Genomic DNA, 16,123 nt, shown 5'->3' on the forward strand with positions numbered 1-16,123 from the left:
GAACCACGCGCTTGGCGATGGATCGTCAGGCCGCAGTGGTCGGGCTTTGGCGCGAACAGCGTGGTTCGACGGGCTCACCACGAACGGGATCCGTTGGTTCGGTCATGCATGCCTCGTAGCGTGCGCCATGCGCACGACCTCATGACCCCACCACCACCCCATCCGTTTCGTGCGCGCGGCGCACGCTACGCGGGACGCGGTCGATCCGCTTCGGCGTTCCGGTGCTGCCGCGGTCAGCGGTCGCGCCGCTGGCGCAGCCACGTGCGGCGCTGGCCTTCGGGTACGGCCAGCAGTTCGCGACGGAAGGCGTCGCGGTCCTGTGGGGGCAGGCGCTGCGCCAGCGCGGCGAGGTCGTCGCGCTGTTCGGCGTCCATCCGCCGCAGCAGCGACAGCAGGGCGTCGCGTTCGCCGGGCGGTACGTAGGCGAACAGCGGTTGCAGGCGCGGCCAGTCGGCGCCGAGGTCCGGCCCCAGTCGCCAGCCCTGCCGCTGCATGCCGTCCAGCACGCGGAACTGGGTGCGCAACGCGGCCTGGTGCTCCGGCGGCAAGGCGGCGATCTCGCTGGCGGCGGCGCGCAGGCGTGCACGCTGCACCTCGTCGAGCGCGCGCCAGGCGGCATAGCGCGCGCGGCGATCGGCCTGTTCGTCGCGGGGCAGTGCGTCCCAGGCCAGGCGCCGCTGCTGCCACGCGGCCTGCGCGGTCGGCGACATCGCCGCCCAGCGGGCCGCGGGTGTAGCGTCCTGAGCGAATGACGTCGCCATGACGGCCAGCAAGGCGAGGCCGGCGGCCGCGACGCGTGCCCGACGCCGGTCAGCGTGCCGCATCGGGGTCTCCTGCTTCGGTTGTCGCGGGGGAGGTGGCGCCGGCCCCGGCGACGTACCAGGCGAGGAAATCCGCTTCGCGTGCGCGCGCTTCGTCGTCGGCATCGGCGAGCAGCAGGAAATCAGGATGGGCTTCGGGCGCGGTCACCGGTTCCGCGCGTGCGGCCGGCGCCTCCGCCGGGGGCAGTTCGACGGACGCGATCTCGGGATCCGGCGGCAGCATGGCGACGCCCGGTTCGTCCGCGGGCAGGGCCTGCGGCAACGGGGAAGGCGGCAGGCCCGCTCCCCGCCACCACCACAGCGCGGCACCGGCCGCCGCCAGCAACACGACCGCGGCCAACAGGATCCACGGCCAGCGGCGCGGCGCCGGGGTCGGCGCAGGCCCGGCCGCCTGTGCCACGACCGCGGGGGGCACGCGCGTGCCGGCCAGGGCTTCTTCGCGCAGGCGGGCGAGCGTGGCCAGCCGGTCGGCCGGCAGTTCGCGCAGGTGCTGCTGGATGGCGTCGGCCAGCACCCGCCACGCGGCGGCATCGGGATGTCCCAGCGAGTCGCGCGGGCAAGCGCGGGCCAGCGCATCGCGGTAGGCCGCGCCGTCGAGGCCCAGCACGTCGGCCGCCTCGGCTTCCTGCAGGCCACCGGCGAGGCGCAGCAGCAGGGCGGCCCGGTCGGCGGGTGTGGGGCGGGCCAGCGCGGCGAAGGCGCCGGGCCAGCGCGCATTGGGGCCGTCGGTCCGCAGCTGCGGGGTGGCCGCCAGCAGCGACCAGAAGCGCGCCGGCCAGTCGGCCATCGGCAGGGCGGCGGCCTTGCTCCGGAACGCCCGCAGCGCGGCGGCCAGGGCGACATCGCCGCGGTCGGCGTCGCCGCACTGGAGTTCGGCGAACACGGCCCCCCGGCGTTCGCAGCCGCGCAGGAAGGCGGCGAGCGCGGCGGGGGGAAGGGGCGCGGCGGAGTCGGAGGAGGCCATCATGGAACCGGTTGCGGATGGGTCGATCATAGTGACCCGGCGCACCCGTACGGACGCTTGACAGACCGCCGAAATCTGCTCTCTTCGGCGCCACAAGGGTTTCCGCGAAAAACGTTGTGCACAGCGGTCATCGATTCGTCATGCAGACGGACGGCAGCCACCCGCGGCTCAATGTTTCAGTTCGGTTTCACGCCTAACTGTATGATTCACATGGGAAAAGGCTTGATGGCACTTTTTTGGCCAACCCGACCCGGACGCTTGCAGGAGCGCCGTCGCGCCGTGAAGCATCGGCGCCATGCACAGATTTATCCACAGCAGGTGTGGATAAACCGGAATCTCCTTCCGGGATGGGCACTTGCGTGATTTTCGTCAAGATTTTGACAGGACATCACCGCAACTATGTGAGACCTGACCCGGGTCCGGGCGGGCCGATACACTGCACGCAATGTCGCCCGTTTCCGTCCTGCAAGTCGCCCTGCCCGTGCCGCTGCCACGGCTGTTCGACTACCTGCCCCCGGCCGGCCACGACCCCTCGCCCGGGGACGTCGGCAAGCGGGTGAGCGTGGTGTTCGGCAACCGGGCGCTGACCGGTTTCATTGCCGGGGTGGCCCCGCCCGCCGATCCCGGCCTGGAGCTGCGCCACGCGGAGGCCCTGCTGGACGCCACCCCGCTGCTGCACGGGGAACTGCTGGACTCGCTGCACTGGCTGGCGCGCTATACCCACGCGCCGCTGGGCGAAGTGGTGGCGACCGCCCTGCCGGTCCTGCTGCGCCAGGGCGAGCCGCTGCCGGACACCCATGCCTGGCACTGGCGCCTGACCGAGGCCGGCCGGTTGCAGCGGGATCGCCTGCGCGCCGGCAGCCGCCCGCGCCGCCTGGCCGACCTGCTGGCCGAACACGCCTCGCTCGACGAGGACGTGCTGGACCTGCATCTGGACGCCGGCCGGGTCACCGCCCGCGACCTGGGCAAGCGCGGGCTGGCGGAGCGCTTCCCGGCCGCGGCCACGCCGAGCGCACCCTCGCCGCGACCGGGCGCGGCACTCAACGACGAACAGCAGACGGCGGCGCTCGCGATCACCGGCACGGCCGGCTTCGGCGCGCTGCTGCTGGATGGCGTGACCGGCAGCGGCAAGACCGAGGTCTACCTGCATGCGATCGCCGATTGCCTGCGGCGCGGGCGGCAGGCGCTGGTGCTGGTGCCGGAGATCGGCCTGACCCCGCAGACGCTGGCGCGCTTCCGCGAACGGCTGGGCGTGCCGGTGCACGCGTTGCACTCCGGCCTCAACGATGGCGAGCGCGCCCGCACGTGGGCGGCCTGCCTGCGCGGCGAGGCACGGGTGATCGTGGGCACGCGCTCGGCGGTGTTCACGCCGCTGCCCGAGGCCGGGCTGATCGTGGTCGACGAGGAGCACGACGGCAGCTACAAGCAGCAGGACGGCATGCGCTACCACGCGCGCGACTTCGCCCTGGTGCGCGGCAAGGCGCTGGACGTGCCGGTGGTGCTGGGCAGCGCCACGCCGTCGCTGGAGACGCTCCACAACGCGCGCAGCGGCCGCTACGCGCACCTGCGGCTGTCGCGGCGCGCGGGCGAGGCGCAACCGCCGGCCGTGCGCGTGCTGGACATGCGCAAGCGCGCCCAGCAGGCCGGCCTGCTGGCGGACACGCTGCAGGCGATACGGCAGGCACTGGATGCCGACGGCCAGGTGCTGGTGTTCAAGAACCGCCGCGGTTACGCACCGGTGCTGCTGTGCCACGACTGCGGCTGGAGCGCGCACTGCAAGCGCTGCGACAGCGCGATGACGGTGCACGCCGGCGGCCGGCGCCTGCAATGCCACCATTGCGGCGCACGTCAGGCCTCACCGCCCGCCTGCCCCGACTGCGGCGGGCTCGCGCTGCAGCCGCAGGGCATCGGCACGGAGCGCCTGGAGGAACTGCTGACCGAACAGTTCACCGATGTGCCGGTGCTGCGCGTGGACCGCAGCACCACGCAGAAGCGCGACGGCCTGGCGCAACAGTTGGCCAAGCTGGGCGACGCGCCCGGCATCCTGGTCGGCACGCAGATCCTGGCCAAGGGCCACGACCTGCCGCACCTGACCCGCGTGGCCGTGGTCGGTGTGGACGAGGGCCTGTTCTCCACCGATTTCCGCGCCGGCGAGAAGCTGGCGCAGCAGCTGATCCAGGTGGCGGGGCGCGCCGGACGCGCCGGCAAGCGTGGCGACGTGTGGCTGCAGACGCACCATCCCGACCATCCGCTGTTGAACACGCTGATCAGCGGCGGCTACCACGCCTTCGCCGAGGCCGAACTGGAACAGCGGCAGATGGCCGGTTTCCCGCCGTTCGCGCACTTGGCCCTGCTGCGTGCCGAAGCCCAGCACGTCGAGGCCGCGCAGCAGTTCCTGCAGGCGGCGAAGCAGGCGTTGCGCCGGCACGATGCGACGCTGGAGCTGCACGGGCCGCTGCCGGCGCCGATGCCGCGCCGCGCCGGCCTGCACCGCGTGCAGTTGCTGCTGTCCTCGCCGGAGCGCCGCACGCTGCACCGCGCGCTCGACCTCGCCCTGCCGGACATCCATGCCCTGCCCGAAGCGCGCCGCACGCGCTGGTCGCTCGATGTCGATCCCATGGACCTGTACTGATGACGCCGACACCCCGCGCCGCCCTCACGCCCGCCCAGCGCCTGCGCAGCATCTTCAGCGGCTCGGTCGGCAACCTGGTGGAGTGGTACGACTGGTACGTGTACGCGGCGTTCTCGCTGTACTTCGCCGAAGTGTTCTTCCCCGGCGGCGACCGCACCAGCCAGTTGTTGAAGACGGCGGCGATCTTCGCGGTGGGTTTCCTGATGCGCCCGCTCGGCGGCTGGCTGCTCGGCCGCTACGCCGATCGCCATGGCCGCAAGCGCGCGCTGATGCTGTCGGTGGTGATGATGTGCGGCGGCTCGCTGATCATCGCCTGTACGCCGGGCTACGCCAGCATCGGCGTGGCCGCGCCGATCCTGCTGGTGCTGGCGCGGTTGCTGCAGGGCCTCTCGGTCGGCGGCGAGTACGGCACGTCGGCGACCTACCTCAGCGAGATGGCCACGCGCGAACACCGCGGTTTCTGGTCCAGCTTCCAGTACGTGACGCTGGTGATGGGCCACCTGATCGCGCTGGCCGTACTGATCGCGCTGCAGCGTGTGTTCCTGACCGATGAGCAGCTGCGCGAATGGGGCTGGCGCATTCCGTTCGCGATCGGCGCGGTGGCGGCGCTGGTGGCGCTGTGGCTGCGCCGGAACATGGTGGAAACCGAATCGTTCGCGCGCAGCGAAGCCGCGGGCGCCTCGTCCCAGCAGGAGGCGCAGGGCACGTTGCGCGCGTTGATGCAGCATCCGCGTGCGGTGCTCGCCGTGGTCGGGCTGACGATGGGCGGCACGCTGGCGTTCTACACGTACACGACCTACGTGCACAAATTTCTCGTCAACAGCGCCGGCATGGCCAGCGAGACGGCCAGCCTGATCAACGCCGCGACACTGTTCTTTTTCATGCTGCTGCAACCGGTGGTCGGCGCACTGTCGGACCGCATCGGTCGCCGGCGCATCCTCATCGCCTTCGGCGTGCTGGGCACGCTGTGCACCTGGCCGATCCTGTCGACGCTGCAGACCGTGTCCAGCCCGGTGCAGGCGTTCTGGCTGGTGATGGCCGCGCTGGTGATCCTCAGCGGTTACACCGCGATCAATGCGGTGGTGAAGGCGGAGATGTTCCCGGTCGAGATCCGCGCGCTCGGCGTCGGCCTTCCGTACGCATTGACGGTGGCGATCTTCGGCGGCACCGCCGACATGGTCGCGCTGTGGTTCAAGGACATCGGGCTGGAAACCGGCTTCTACTGGTACGTCACCGCCTGCATCGCGTGTTCGCTGCTGGTGTACCTGTGGATGCCGGACACGCGCGAGACCTCGCTGATCGATCGCGACCCGCACTGACGGCGCCCTGCACGGGTCGCATGCGACAATCGCGGCGATCCGCCACGCGGTCCGTGGCAGCGGGAGACGGCATGCAGGCTGCGCATCATTTCGTCATCGTCGGCGGTGGTTTCGCCGGTCTCTGGGCTACGCGCGCCCTCGCGTCCGCGCCGGTGCGCATCACCCTGATCGACCGCCACAACCACCACCTGTTCCAGCCGCTGCTGTACCAGGTGGCCACCGCCGGGCTGTCGGCGCCCGACATCGCCGCGCCGCTGCGCCACATCCTGCGCAAACAGGGCAATGTCGAAGTGCGGCTGGGCGAGGTGAGTGCCATAGCGCCGCAGGACAGGCATGTGGTGCTGGCCGATGGCACGACGATCGCCTACGACACGCTGCTGCTGGCCACCGGGGCCACGCATGCGTACTTCGGCCATGACGAATGGGCGAAGCACGCACCGGGCCTGAAGACGCTGGACGATGCACTGCATCTGCGCCGCCGCCTGCTGTTGGCGTTCGAGCGCGCCGAAGCCGAAACCGATCCGGAGCGCCGCGCCGCCTGGCTCAGCTTCGCCATTGTCGGCGGTGGACCGACCGGCGTGGAACTGGCCGGCACGCTGGCGGAGATCGCGCGGCACACGCTGAAGAACGAGTTCCGCCACATCGATCCCTCGCAGGCACGCGTGCGTCTGGTGGAAGCCGGACCGCGCGTGCTGGCTTCGTTTCCCGAGACGCTGTCGGACAAGGCGCGCCGGCAGCTGGAAAAGCTGGGCGTGGAGGTCGTCACCGGCACGCCGGTCAGCGACATCACCGACGACGGCTATCGCCTGGGCGACACCTTCGTGCCGGCGAAGACGGTGGTGTGGGCCGCCGGCGTGGCGGCATCGCCATTGGCGCGTTCGCTCGGCGTGCCGCTGGATCGCGCCGGGCGCGTGCCGGTGCAAGCCGATCTCAGCGTGGCGGGCCATCCGGAGGTCTTCGTCGCCGGCGACCTGGCTGCGGTGACGTCCGCCGGGCGACCGGTGCCCGGCGTAGCGCCAGCGGCCAAGCAGATGGGCCGGCACGTGGCGCAGGTGCTGCGCGCGCGGCTGGATGGGAGCGCGTCGCCGGGTGCGTTCCGCTACCAGGACTACGGCAACCTCGCCACCATCGGCCGCATGGCGGCGGTGGTGGACTTCGGCCGGCTGAAGTTCTCCGGCCTGCTGGCGTGGTGGTTCTGGCTCACCGCGCATGTGTTCTTCCTGATCGGCTTCCGCAACCGCCTGGTGGTACTGCTCAACTGGTGCTGGGCGTACTGGAGCTACCAGCGCGGCGCGCGGATCATCCTGGGCAAGGACGACGATCAGGCAGGATCGACACGGCAGGCATAACAGCCGCGGCGCGCGTTGTGCACGTGCAGGTAGGCCACGCCCGGCAGCGCGAGCAGGCGGTGCAGATGGGGTGTCGCCTCGACGCCTTCCACCACCTCGGCATCGCGCATCATGCCCTCCGCGTCGTAGGCGCGCAGCGACAGCAGGCGGCGCGGGAATGAGGGCGGGAGTGCATCGCGGAACGCCGCGGGCGGCGTGCGCAGGGCGGCTTCGCTGACGAAGATCGGGCCGCTGGCACGGTACGGGCCGACGACATCGTGATGCAGATACGGAAGCAGCAACAGCGTTTCGCCCTGCCGCGCATCCTGCAGCGAGACGCGGCAGGGAAAGCCGTGGTCGGCATCGGCGACGACACGACGGATGTTTCGCGCCGCCAGCTCGGCATCGTCGAGGGCGGACAGGGGACGGAAGGGTTCGGGCGACAGCCCGCGGATCACGAACGACATGGCATCGCGCTCAAGGAAACGGGATGCCATGGTCGTATCGCCTTGAAGACGACGCTATCCGGATCTTGCGCGACTCACTTGCTGCCGAGCGGATAGCGCTTGCCGTCGGCCATGACCAGTTCGCCATCGCCGATGCGTTCGCTGTCGGCATCGACGGTGATGAATTCGGCTTCCAGTCGCCCCTGGCCCTTGCTGCCCTTCAGGTCGAAGACGTAACGCTCGCCCTGCGCGGCCCAGGAGGCGTCGCGATCGAACGCCGCCTCGCGGATGTCGCCGATGTGGCGCTGCACGACCGGATGCGCCTGCATCGCCGCGTTGGCCTGCAGTACGAAGATGCCGCCCTCGCGTGCGAACGTGTCCGGCGCCTCGCCGCGGTCCGCATCGATGCGCGCGGCGGCCTGTTCGCCTTCCATCGGCGCCTCGCCCTCGAAGGCGATCTCGCGGCCGTCGGCGAGCGTCAGTACGCCCTTGCCCAGGCGCTCGGTATCGGCGTCCACGGTGATGAAGTCGGCGACGATACGCCCGCGGCCCTTATCGCCCACCAGGTTGAACACGAAGGCGTCGATGCCCTCGGCCTCGCCGCTGGCCATCATGTCGATCTCGAACGTGCTCAGCGTGCCGATATGCTGCTGCACCAGCGGATAGCGCTGCACGGCCTCGCGGGCCTGGCGGGTGAAGATGTTGTCGTGCATGTCGCCGAACAGGTCATCGGCATCGACGCCATCGTCCGCTTCGTCCTCGCCCGGCGGTTCGCCATCGAACGGCAGCCGACGACCATCGGCCAGCGTCAGCACGCCCTTGCCGAGACGTTCGGTATCGGCGCTGACGGTGATGAAATCGGCTTCGAGTCTGCCACGGCCCTTGTCGCCGGTCAGGTCGAACACGAAGGTATTCATGCCCGGCGCCGCGCCCGTCGCGTCGCTGTCGATCTCGAACGCGGTGATCTGCCCGATGTGCTGGCGGATCAGCGGATAGCGTTGCGCGGCGTCCTGTGCCTGGCGGGTGAAGAGACCGGCACCGGTCTCGAGGTCTTCATCATGGTCGTGCCCGTGATGATCATCCTCGGCCGCCAAGGCATCGGCATCGCCTTCGATCGCATGCTCGGTGCCATCCTGCATGACCAGCACGCCGGGACCGAGCGCCTCCTGCGTAGCGCTGACGGTGAGGAAGCGCGCCGTGACGCGGCCCTTGCCGCGGCTGCCTTCGACATCGAACACCAGTACATCGGGGCCGGGTTCGTCCATGCTGGCCGCATCGTCCAACGCCACCTTGCGGATCGCGCCCAGATGGGCGGATACCACGGGATCGACCTGCATCGCGGCACGCGCCTGGGCGTCGTACTCCTCGCGATCGATGCTGAAACGCACGCCGCGTTCTTCGCCCTGCGACTTGGTGTTGTCGCTTCCTGCGGCCATCGCCGGCGCGATGGCCGCGCCCGTCAGCACGCCGCACGCCAACACCACCGCCAGTCCCCACTGCCGCTTGTTGCCCCACCCCATGCGCTGCTCCTTTAGATGTCGTGCCGCCCCAGGCGGATCGCGGCGTAGTGGACCACATCCGTCGCCGGTCGGCACCAAAAAAAGAGGCCCCACAGGGGCCTCTTCGATATCGCATCACTAAGCAGCAGGTCAGGCCGCGAACAACGCCTTCATCTTTTTCAGCGCATTCGCTTCGACCTGGCGGACGCGCTCGGCGGAGATGCCGTACTCGTCGGCCAGTTCCTGCAGCGTGACCTTGCTTTCGCCATCCAGCCAGCGGCGCTTGATGATGTCGCGTGAGCGCTCATCGAGGTTCGCCAGCCCTTCACGCAGCAGTTCCATCTGGTTGTCTTCGCTGTCGGCACGCTCGTAAGCCTGCGACGGATCCTCGTCGCGCGCCACCAGATAGCTGGCAGGCGAAGGCGGCGCATGGTCCTCGTCTTCATCCGACGGCGCATCGAAGCCGATGTCGCGGCCGGACAGGCGGGATTCCATCTCCATCACTTCGCGTTCGGACACGTTGAGGTCCTTGGCGATGGCGCTGACTTCCTCGGCATTCATCCAGCCCAGGCGCGTCTTCGACTTGCGCAGGTTGAAGAACAGCTTGCGCTGCGCCTTGGTCGTGGCGACCTTCACGATGCGCCAGTTCTTCAGGATGAACTCGTGCATCTCGGCACGGATCCAGTGCACTGCAAAGCTCACCAGGCGCACGCCCATGTCGGGGTCGAAACGCTTGACCGCCTTCATCAGGCCGATGTTGCCTTCCTGGATCAGGTCGCCCAGCGGCAGGCCGTAACCGTTGTAGCCGCGGGCGACGTGCACGACGAAGCGCAGGTGCGAATGCACCAGCTCGCGGGCGGCGTCGAGGTCTTCGTCCTCGCGGTAACGGTTGGCGAGCGAGCGCTCGTCTTCGACCGTCAGCACCGGGATCTGGTGCACGGCGCTGATGTAGGCGTCGAGCGATCCAAGGGCACTGGGGATCGGCAGGTTATTGGCGACCAGGGCGGTAGTGGGGGTCATCTGGCTCATGGGCAAGGATGTTAGCAGTCAGGGGGTTCGACTGCTAACCGTGCCGGAAGTTCCGTATTGTTCCAGCCGTGCAACGACAGGACACGTGCCGGACCCGCGGCCGGATAGTCTTTGGAATCAGGGGTTTGCGAATCCGGCGCGCGACGCCTGATCCGTGGCCGTCCGCAGGCTGAAGCACAGGCGGGTTTTCATTCAGGTTCGCGGCGGCATTGCCATGATCGAAGGCGGCTCCGCAGCGGCCTGCCGCGCCAACACGGTGGCGGCCAGGGCATCGGCGTCCGCCAGACGGGAGGGATGGAATCGGGGACGCAGGTAGTCGCGCAGGTGTCCAAGGGTGCGTCGAGCCATGCCGTGCCCGGCGCCGAGGTGATGCGTCAGCTGCCGCCACGTGGCCATTCGCCACAAGCGGCCATCCTGCGCGAGCAGCAACGCCGCCAGACTGGCGAGCAACAGATAGAAGAGCGTGGTGGTCATCACCGCACCGATCACGCGCACGGGATAACGGGGCGATACCGCCTGCAGCAGATCGAACGCGACCGCGCGATGCTCGATCTCCTCGGCAAAATGCCACTCCATCAGGTCGCGCACGCGCGGATCGGCGTTGGCGAGGATGGATTGCGCCAGGAACTCGTAGCCGAGGAACGCATTGATGTGTTCGACGCAACTCACCAGCGACACCCGCAGCCATAGCGGCGCCACCCGGTCCATGACCCGGAAGAGGCCACGGTCCACCACACGCTCGATGCCGCGATACGCATAGCCCTGCGCGTCCAGGTTGTCCCAGTACCGCTTGTGCGCCACGCCGTGCTGCGCCTCCTGCCGGATGAAGGCCTGACAGCGCTGGCGCAGGCCCTCATCCTGCAACCGCGGCGTGCAGGCATTGAGCGTGCGGATGTAGAACGCTTCATTGGCCGGCACCAGGACGGTGTAGGCGTTGAGCAGCGACGACACCACTTCGTTGCCCGGCAACCAGTGCCGCGGGATGTCGCGAGAAAGCGTCGCGGTGAACCGCCGCGCCGTGATGGACTCTTCCATGACGTCTACCTCCGTGGCGCAGACCGGAATGTTGTCTTGCCTCGCATGCATGGACGTGGTGGCCGCGAAAGCCCTCAGTCCTTTGCGATCGCTCGGGCTTCCCTGATCACCCGCAATAGGTTGCCACTCCAGATCTTGCGGATATCCTGCTGCGTGTAGCCGGCGGCAAGCAGTGCCTCGGTGACCCGCGGCAGCGCGCTGACGTCTTCCATGCCCACCACGCCGCCACCGCCGTCCCAATCCGCGCCGATGCCGACATGATCCACCCCGGCCACCTTCAGGATGTGGAGCAGATGCGCCATGTAGTGGTCGAACGTCGCCTGCTTCGCCGGATAGCGGGCTTCGATCTCGCGTCGTTCGGCGAGATAACCGCGCGCCTGCTCGACCGACAGTTGGCCCTCCGGGCCGTACTTCTTGCCGAGTGTTTCCATGGCCGCTTCGCGCTCGGGAATCTTGGGGATATCGATCAGATAGCCGCCGTACGCGTTGACGTGGATGACGCCACCCTTCGCGGCCAGCCGGCGCAGCCGGGCATCGTCGATGTTGCGAGGATGGTCGTACAGCGCGTCTGCGCTGGTATGCGAGAGCACGATGGGCGCCCGCGACAACTCGAGCACCTGGTCGAACACGGCGTCACTCGCGTGCGAGGCATCCAGCACGATCCCCAAGCGGTTTGCCGCTTCCACCAAGGCGCGTCCCGCCGGGCTCAGGCCGTTCCACTCGGCGCCCGCGGGATCGGTCGAGGAGTCGCCGAAATCGTTGTTGCGGACATGGGTGATGCCCAGCATCCGCAGACCGAGCCGATGGTAGGCCGTGAGCAGGCTGGGATCGCTGGCCAGGGGCGCGGCATTTTCCATGCTGATGAAAGACACCCGCTTGCCTGATGCGGCGATCCGCTCAGCATCCTCGGCGGTGCGGGCCAACTCGAGCTCCGACGCGTGGGCGGCGAGCATCTCGTGGATGCTGACCAGGCGTTCGAGGCCATGGTCGCGCGCGGAGCGCTTGCTTGCCTCGTCGCGCGCGCCCTGCGCGGTGTAGATGACCCAGAAGCCCCCATCCAGGCCACCCATCTTCATGCGCGGCAGATCCACCTGCGACAGATCGCCTTCATGCTGGTGGTTGTCGGCGATGTTCCAGCCGGGTCGACGGAAGTTGGCGGGCGTGTCCAGGTGCGTGTCCAGCACCAGCGCTTCCTCGTGAACGCGTCGCGCATCCGCGCCCACATCCTTCGCGGCTGCATCGCCGATGCAGATCAACGCCAGCGCACTGGCCAAGGCCACTCGACACAACGTCATGCATCCGCCCCTTCGTGAGATGAAGCCCGATTGTTGGCGAAAGCCACGCAAGAAAAAACCCCCGTCCTATCGGACGGGGGCTTGGGGGTAAAGCCCCTGGCGATGACCTACTCTTGCATGGCTTAAGCCACACTACCATCGGCGCGGCTGCGTTTCACTTCCGTGTTCGGGATGGGAACGGGTGGGACCACAGCGCTAATTTCACCAGGGAGAGGGTTGGAGCGTCGCCATCCATAAAACGGATTAAGGCGCCAATCTCTCATAGGGTCTTGTGACGTAGCGGGCATTGGATTTTCTCTGACGATATCGTCGAGTCCAAGGCCACTTGAGGTTATATGGTCAAGCCACACGGATCATTAGTATCAGTTAGCTCAATGGGTTGCCCCACTTACACACCTGACCTATCAACCACCTAGTCTTGATGGTTCCTTTAGGGGGCTTGTGCCCCGGGAGATCTCATCTTGAGGCGCGCTTCCCGCTTAGATGCTTTCAGCGGTTATCGCTTCCGAACATAGCTACCCGGCAATGCCACTGGCGTGACAACCGGAACACCAGAGGTTCGTCCACTCCGGTCCTCTCGTACTAGGAGCAGCCCCTCTCAAATCTCCAACGCCCATGGCAGATAGGGACCGAACTGTCTCACGACGTTCTGAACCCAGCTCGCGTACCACTTTAAATGGCGAACAGCCATACCCTTGGGACCGACTACAGCCCCAGGATGTGATGAGCCGACATCGAGGTGCCAAACACCGCCGTCGATATGAACTCTTGGGCGGTATCAGCCTGTTATCCCCGGAGTACCTTTTATCCGTTGAGCGATGGCCCTTCCATACAGAACCACCGGATCACTAAGTCCTACTTTCGTACCTGCTTGATCCGTCGATCTCGCAGTCAAGCACGCTTATGCCTTTGCACACAGTGCGCGATGTCCGACCGCGCTGAGCGTACCTTCGAGCTCCTCCGTTACTCTTTGGGAGGAGACCGCCCCAGTCAAACTACCCACCATACATGGTCCCCGATCCGGATTACGGACCTAGGTTAGAACGTCAAGCACATCAGGGTGGTATTTCAAGGTTGGCTCCACCGAAGCTAGCGCCTCGGTTTCATAGCCTCCCACCTATCCTACACAGACGAACTCAACGTTCAATGTAAAGCTATAGTAAAGGTTCACGGGGTCTTTCCGTCTTGCCACGGGAACGCTGCATCTTCACAGCGATTTCAATTTCACTGAGTCTCGGGTGGAGACAGCGCCGCTGTCGTTACGCCATTCGTGCAGGTCGGAACTTACCCGACAAGGAATTTCGCTACCTTAGGACCGTTATAGTTACGGCCGCCGTTTACTGGGGCTTCGATCAAGAGCTTCGCCTTGCGGCTGACCCCATCAATTAACCTTCCAGCACCGGGCAGGCGTCACACCCTATACGTCCACTTTCGTGTTTGCAGAGTGCTGTGTTTTTGATAAACAGTCGCAGCGGCCTGGTTTCTGCGACCCCCCTCAGCTATAGCCCGCATGGGCCACCAAAGAGGGTGCACCTTCTCCCGAAGTTACGGTGCCATGTTGCCTAGTTCCTTCACCCGAGTTCTCTCAAGCGCCTGAGAATTCTCATCCTACCCACCTGTGTCGGTTTACGGTACGGTCTGCGTGAGCTGAAGCTTAGGAGCTTTTCCTGGAAGCGTGGTATCAGTGACTTCGTCCAAAAGGACTCGTCTCGGTGCTCGGTCTTAAAGGATCCCGGATTTGCCAAAGATCCAAACCTACCGCCTTTCCCCGGGACAACCAACGCCCGGTACACCTAACCTTCTCCGTCCCTCCATCGCACTCACGCGAGGTGCAGGAATATTAACCTGCTTCCCATCGACTACGGCTTTCGCCCTCGCCTTAGGGACCGACTAACCCTGCGTCGATTAACGTTGCGCAAGGAAACCTTGGGCTTTCGGCGTGCGGGCTTTTCACCCGCATTATCGTTACTCATGTCAGCATTCGCACTTCCGATACCTCCAGCAACCTTCTCAAGTCACCTTCAACGGCTTACGGAACGCTCCTCTACCGCGCATAACAAAGTTATGCACCCCAAGCTTCGGTTTCGTGCTTAGCCCCGTTAAATCTTCCGCGCAGACCGACTCGACCAGTGAGCTATTACGCTTTCTTTAAAGGGTGGCTGCTTCTAAGCCAACCTCCTGGCTGTCTGTGCCTTTCCACATCGTTTTCCACTTAGCACGAAATTTGGGACCTTAGCTGTGGGTCTGGGTTGTTTCCCTTTTCACGACGGACGTTAGCACCCGCCGTGTGTCTCCCGTACATTCTGTCTTGGTATTCGGAGTTTGCCATGGTTTGCTAAGACGCGATGTCCCGCTAGCCATAACAGTGCTCTACCCCCAAGAAGATTCATACGAGGCGCTACCTAAATAGCTTTCGAGGAGAACCAGCTATCTCCGGGTTCGATTAGCTTTTCACTCCTAATCACACCTCATCCCCTACCTTTGCAACGGGAGTGGGTTCGGGCCTCCAGTACCTGTTACGGCACCTTCACCCTGGGCATGACTAGATCACCCGGTTTCGGGTCTACTGCCCGCGACTATGCGCCCTTATCAGACTCGGTTTCCCTTCGCCTCCCCTATACGGTTAAGCTTGCCACGAACAGTAAGTCGCTGACCCATTATACAAAAGGTACGCAGTCACCCTTGCGGGCTCCTACTGCTTGTACGCACACGGTTTCAGGATCTATTTCACTCCCCTCTCCGGGGTTCTTTTCGCCTTTCCCTCACGGTACTGGTTCACTATCGGTCGGTCAGGAGTATTTAGCCTTGGAGGATGGTCCCCCCATGTTCAGACAGGGTTTCTCGTGCCCCGCCTTACTCGTCTTCACTGAAAAGGTCTTTTCGAATACCGGGCTGTCACCGTCTATGGCCAGTCTTTCCAGACTGTTCTTCTAAAACCAATCCAGCTTAAGGGCTGGTCCCCGTTCGCTCGTCACTACTCAGGGAATCTCGGTTGATTTCTTTTCCTCCGGTTACTTAGATATTTCAGTTCACCGGGTTTGCTTCCAGCAGCTATGTATTCACTGCAGGATACTGCCGAAGCAGTGGGTTTCCCCATTCGGACATTGCGGGATCAATGCTTGTTGCCAGCTCCCCCGCACTTTTCGCAGGCTGCCACGTCCTTCATCGCCTCTGACCGCCAAGGCATCCACCGTGTGCGCTTATTCGCTTGACCATATAACCCCAAGTCGCCTCGGAGTTACATGCCGTGCCAATGGGGTACAAAGCCATTAACGCGAACATACGACTCAATTTATTAGGGACTCGAAGTCCCCGCCTTAGCCTCAACGACACGTCTAGATGAAAATCTAAAACGCTCGCTACGTCACAAGTTGTTAAAGAACACGAAGCCGGCTTCAGCGCCGATCCGTTTCAAAATAATCTTTTAGTGTGCGATTGCAGGTTTCAGAAGTAATTGCCGATCGGCTTGGTGGGTCTGGGAGGACTCGAACCACCGACCTCACCCTTATCAGGGGTGCGCTCTAACCACCTGAGCTACAGACCCAAAAGTCGTTCCCAGTGGTGGAGCCTGTCGGGATCGAACCGACGACCCCCTGCTTGCAAAGCAGGTGCTCTCCCAGCTGAGCTAAGGCCCCGTTGTACGGGCTTACTCTGAAAAATGCAGGTGTCTTGTGTGGGCGCCTGACAAGAAGCGCTTGTCATGCTCAAAAGGAGGTGATCCAGCCGCACCTTCCGATACGGCTACCTTGTTACGA

At 65.7% G+C, this 16,123-nt stretch carries 10 protein-coding genes, 2 tRNA genes and 3 rRNA genes (1 of these 15 only partly in view); 3 read left to right on the top strand and 12 right to left on the bottom strand.

The window, feature by feature from the left end:
- Positions 1–233: 233 nt before the first annotated feature.
- Complete coding sequence (locus MMG85_RS04025) at positions 234–824, bottom strand: DUF3106 domain-containing protein (RefSeq protein ID WP_241044852.1); 591 nt, start codon at positions 822–824, stop codon at positions 234–236.
- Positions 811–1,785: a hypothetical protein gene (locus MMG85_RS04030; RefSeq protein WP_241044853.1), complete on the bottom strand. Its 975-nt coding sequence runs from the start codon at positions 1,783–1,785 to the stop codon at positions 811–813. Before MMG85_RS04030 ends, MMG85_RS04025 begins: the two co-directional genes overlap by 14 nt.
- Positions 1,786–2,230: 445 nt before the next feature.
- On the opposite strand from MMG85_RS04030, the gene MMG85_RS04035 reads away from it, so the two are divergent.
- The 3 genes from MMG85_RS04035 to MMG85_RS04045 all read left to right on the top strand — a co-directional run bounded on the left by MMG85_RS04035 (position 2,231) and on the right by MMG85_RS04045 (position 7,085).
- Positions 2,231–4,417, top strand: coding sequence for a primosomal protein N' (locus MMG85_RS04035; RefSeq protein WP_241044854.1), 2,187 nt, complete (start codon positions 2,231–2,233; stop codon positions 4,415–4,417).
- Positions 4,417–5,736 (top strand): MFS transporter, encoded by a 1,320-nt coding sequence (locus MMG85_RS04040; RefSeq protein WP_241044855.1) that lies wholly within the window; start codon positions 4,417–4,419, stop codon positions 5,734–5,736. Before MMG85_RS04035 ends, MMG85_RS04040 begins: the two co-directional genes overlap by 1 nt.
- A gap of 71 nt (positions 5,737–5,807) precedes the next feature.
- Positions 5,808–7,085, top strand: coding sequence for an NAD(P)/FAD-dependent oxidoreductase (locus tag MMG85_RS04045; protein WP_241044856.1), 1,278 nt, complete (start codon positions 5,808–5,810; stop codon positions 7,083–7,085).
- Here the strand turns inward: MMG85_RS04045 and MMG85_RS04050 are convergent.
- The 10 genes from MMG85_RS04050 to MMG85_RS04095 form a co-directional block, all read right to left on the bottom strand.
- Complete coding sequence (locus MMG85_RS04050) at positions 7,058–7,561, bottom strand: DUF1203 domain-containing protein (protein WP_241044857.1); 504 nt, start codon at positions 7,559–7,561, stop codon at positions 7,058–7,060. The genes MMG85_RS04045 and MMG85_RS04050 overlap by 28 nt on opposite strands.
- A 44-nt stretch (positions 7,562–7,605) precedes the next feature.
- On the bottom strand, positions 7,606–9,030 hold the full coding sequence (locus MMG85_RS04055; protein ID WP_241044858.1) for a hypothetical protein: 1,425 nt from the start codon (positions 9,028–9,030) through the stop codon (positions 7,606–7,608).
- Positions 9,031–9,159: 129 nt separating this feature from the next.
- Entirely contained in the window at positions 9,160–10,038 is an 879-nt protein-coding gene (rpoH, locus tag MMG85_RS04060) for an RNA polymerase sigma factor RpoH (RefSeq protein WP_055937719.1), read from the bottom strand.
- Between the two features lie 192 nt (positions 10,039–10,230).
- A complete protein-coding gene (locus MMG85_RS04065; protein WP_241044859.1) occupies positions 10,231–11,073 on the bottom strand; it encodes a metal-dependent hydrolase in 843 nt (280 codons plus the stop codon).
- Positions 11,074–11,147: 74 nt separating this feature from the next.
- Positions 11,148–12,368 carry a dipeptidase gene (locus MMG85_RS04070; RefSeq protein WP_241044902.1) on the bottom strand — a complete coding sequence of 407 codons (1,221 nt, stop codon included), beginning with the start codon at positions 12,366–12,368 and terminating at the stop codon, positions 11,148–11,150.
- A gap of 94 nt (positions 12,369–12,462) precedes the next feature.
- Positions 12,463–12,577: ribosomal RNA gene (gene rrf / locus MMG85_RS04075) — 5S ribosomal RNA — on the bottom strand.
- Positions 12,578–12,703: 126 nt separating this feature from the next.
- Positions 12,704–15,582: ribosomal RNA gene (locus MMG85_RS04080) — 23S ribosomal RNA — on the bottom strand.
- 253 nt (positions 15,583–15,835) lie between these two features.
- Positions 15,836–15,912 (bottom strand) — tRNA-Ile (locus MMG85_RS04085).
- A gap of 15 nt (positions 15,913–15,927) precedes the next feature.
- Positions 15,928–16,003 (bottom strand) — tRNA-Ala (locus MMG85_RS04090).
- Positions 16,004–16,075: 72 nt separating this feature from the next.
- A 16S ribosomal RNA gene (locus MMG85_RS04095) occupies positions 16,076–16,123 on the bottom strand (it continues 1,497 nt past the right edge of the window).
- The 16S, 23S and 5S rRNA genes sit together here with 2 tRNA genes alongside, the layout of an rRNA operon.

The sequence above is a fragment of the Pseudoxanthomonas sp. LH2527 genome (assembly GCF_022539275.1).
In the GTDB taxonomy this organism is placed as follows: Bacteria; Pseudomonadota; Gammaproteobacteria; order Xanthomonadales; family Xanthomonadaceae; genus Pseudoxanthomonas_A.

What these genes read in the sequence shown, in the direction of transcription:
- MMG85_RS04025 (WP_241044852.1), bottom strand. Translation starts at nt 824, where the DNA reads ATGCGGCACGCTGACCGGCGTCGGGCACGCGTCGCGGCCGCCGGCCTC.
- MMG85_RS04030 (WP_241044853.1), bottom strand. Translation starts at nt 1,785, where the DNA reads ATGGCCTCCTCCGACTCCGCCGCGCCCCTTCCCCCCGCCGCGCTCGCC.
- MMG85_RS04035 (WP_241044854.1), top strand. Translation starts at nt 2,231, where the DNA reads ATGTCGCCCGTTTCCGTCCTGCAAGTCGCCCTGCCCGTGCCGCTGCCA.
- MMG85_RS04040 (WP_241044855.1), top strand. Translation starts at nt 4,417, where the DNA reads ATGACGCCGACACCCCGCGCCGCCCTCACGCCCGCCCAGCGCCTGCGC.
- MMG85_RS04045 (WP_241044856.1), top strand. Translation starts at nt 5,808, where the DNA reads ATGCAGGCTGCGCATCATTTCGTCATCGTCGGCGGTGGTTTCGCCGGT.
- MMG85_RS04050 (WP_241044857.1), bottom strand. Translation starts at nt 7,561, where the DNA reads ATGGCATCCCGTTTCCTTGAGCGCGATGCCATGTCGTTCGTGATCCGC.
- MMG85_RS04055 (WP_241044858.1), bottom strand. Translation starts at nt 9,030, where the DNA reads ATGGGGTGGGGCAACAAGCGGCAGTGGGGACTGGCGGTGGTGTTGGCG.
- rpoH (WP_055937719.1), bottom strand. Translation starts at nt 10,038, where the DNA reads ATGAGCCAGATGACCCCCACTACCGCCCTGGTCGCCAATAACCTGCCG.
- MMG85_RS04065 (WP_241044859.1), bottom strand. Translation starts at nt 11,073, where the DNA reads ATGGAAGAGTCCATCACGGCGCGGCGGTTCACCGCGACGCTTTCTCGC.
- MMG85_RS04070 (WP_241044902.1), bottom strand. Translation starts at nt 12,368, where the DNA reads ATGACGTTGTGTCGAGTGGCCTTGGCCAGTGCGCTGGCGTTGATCTGC.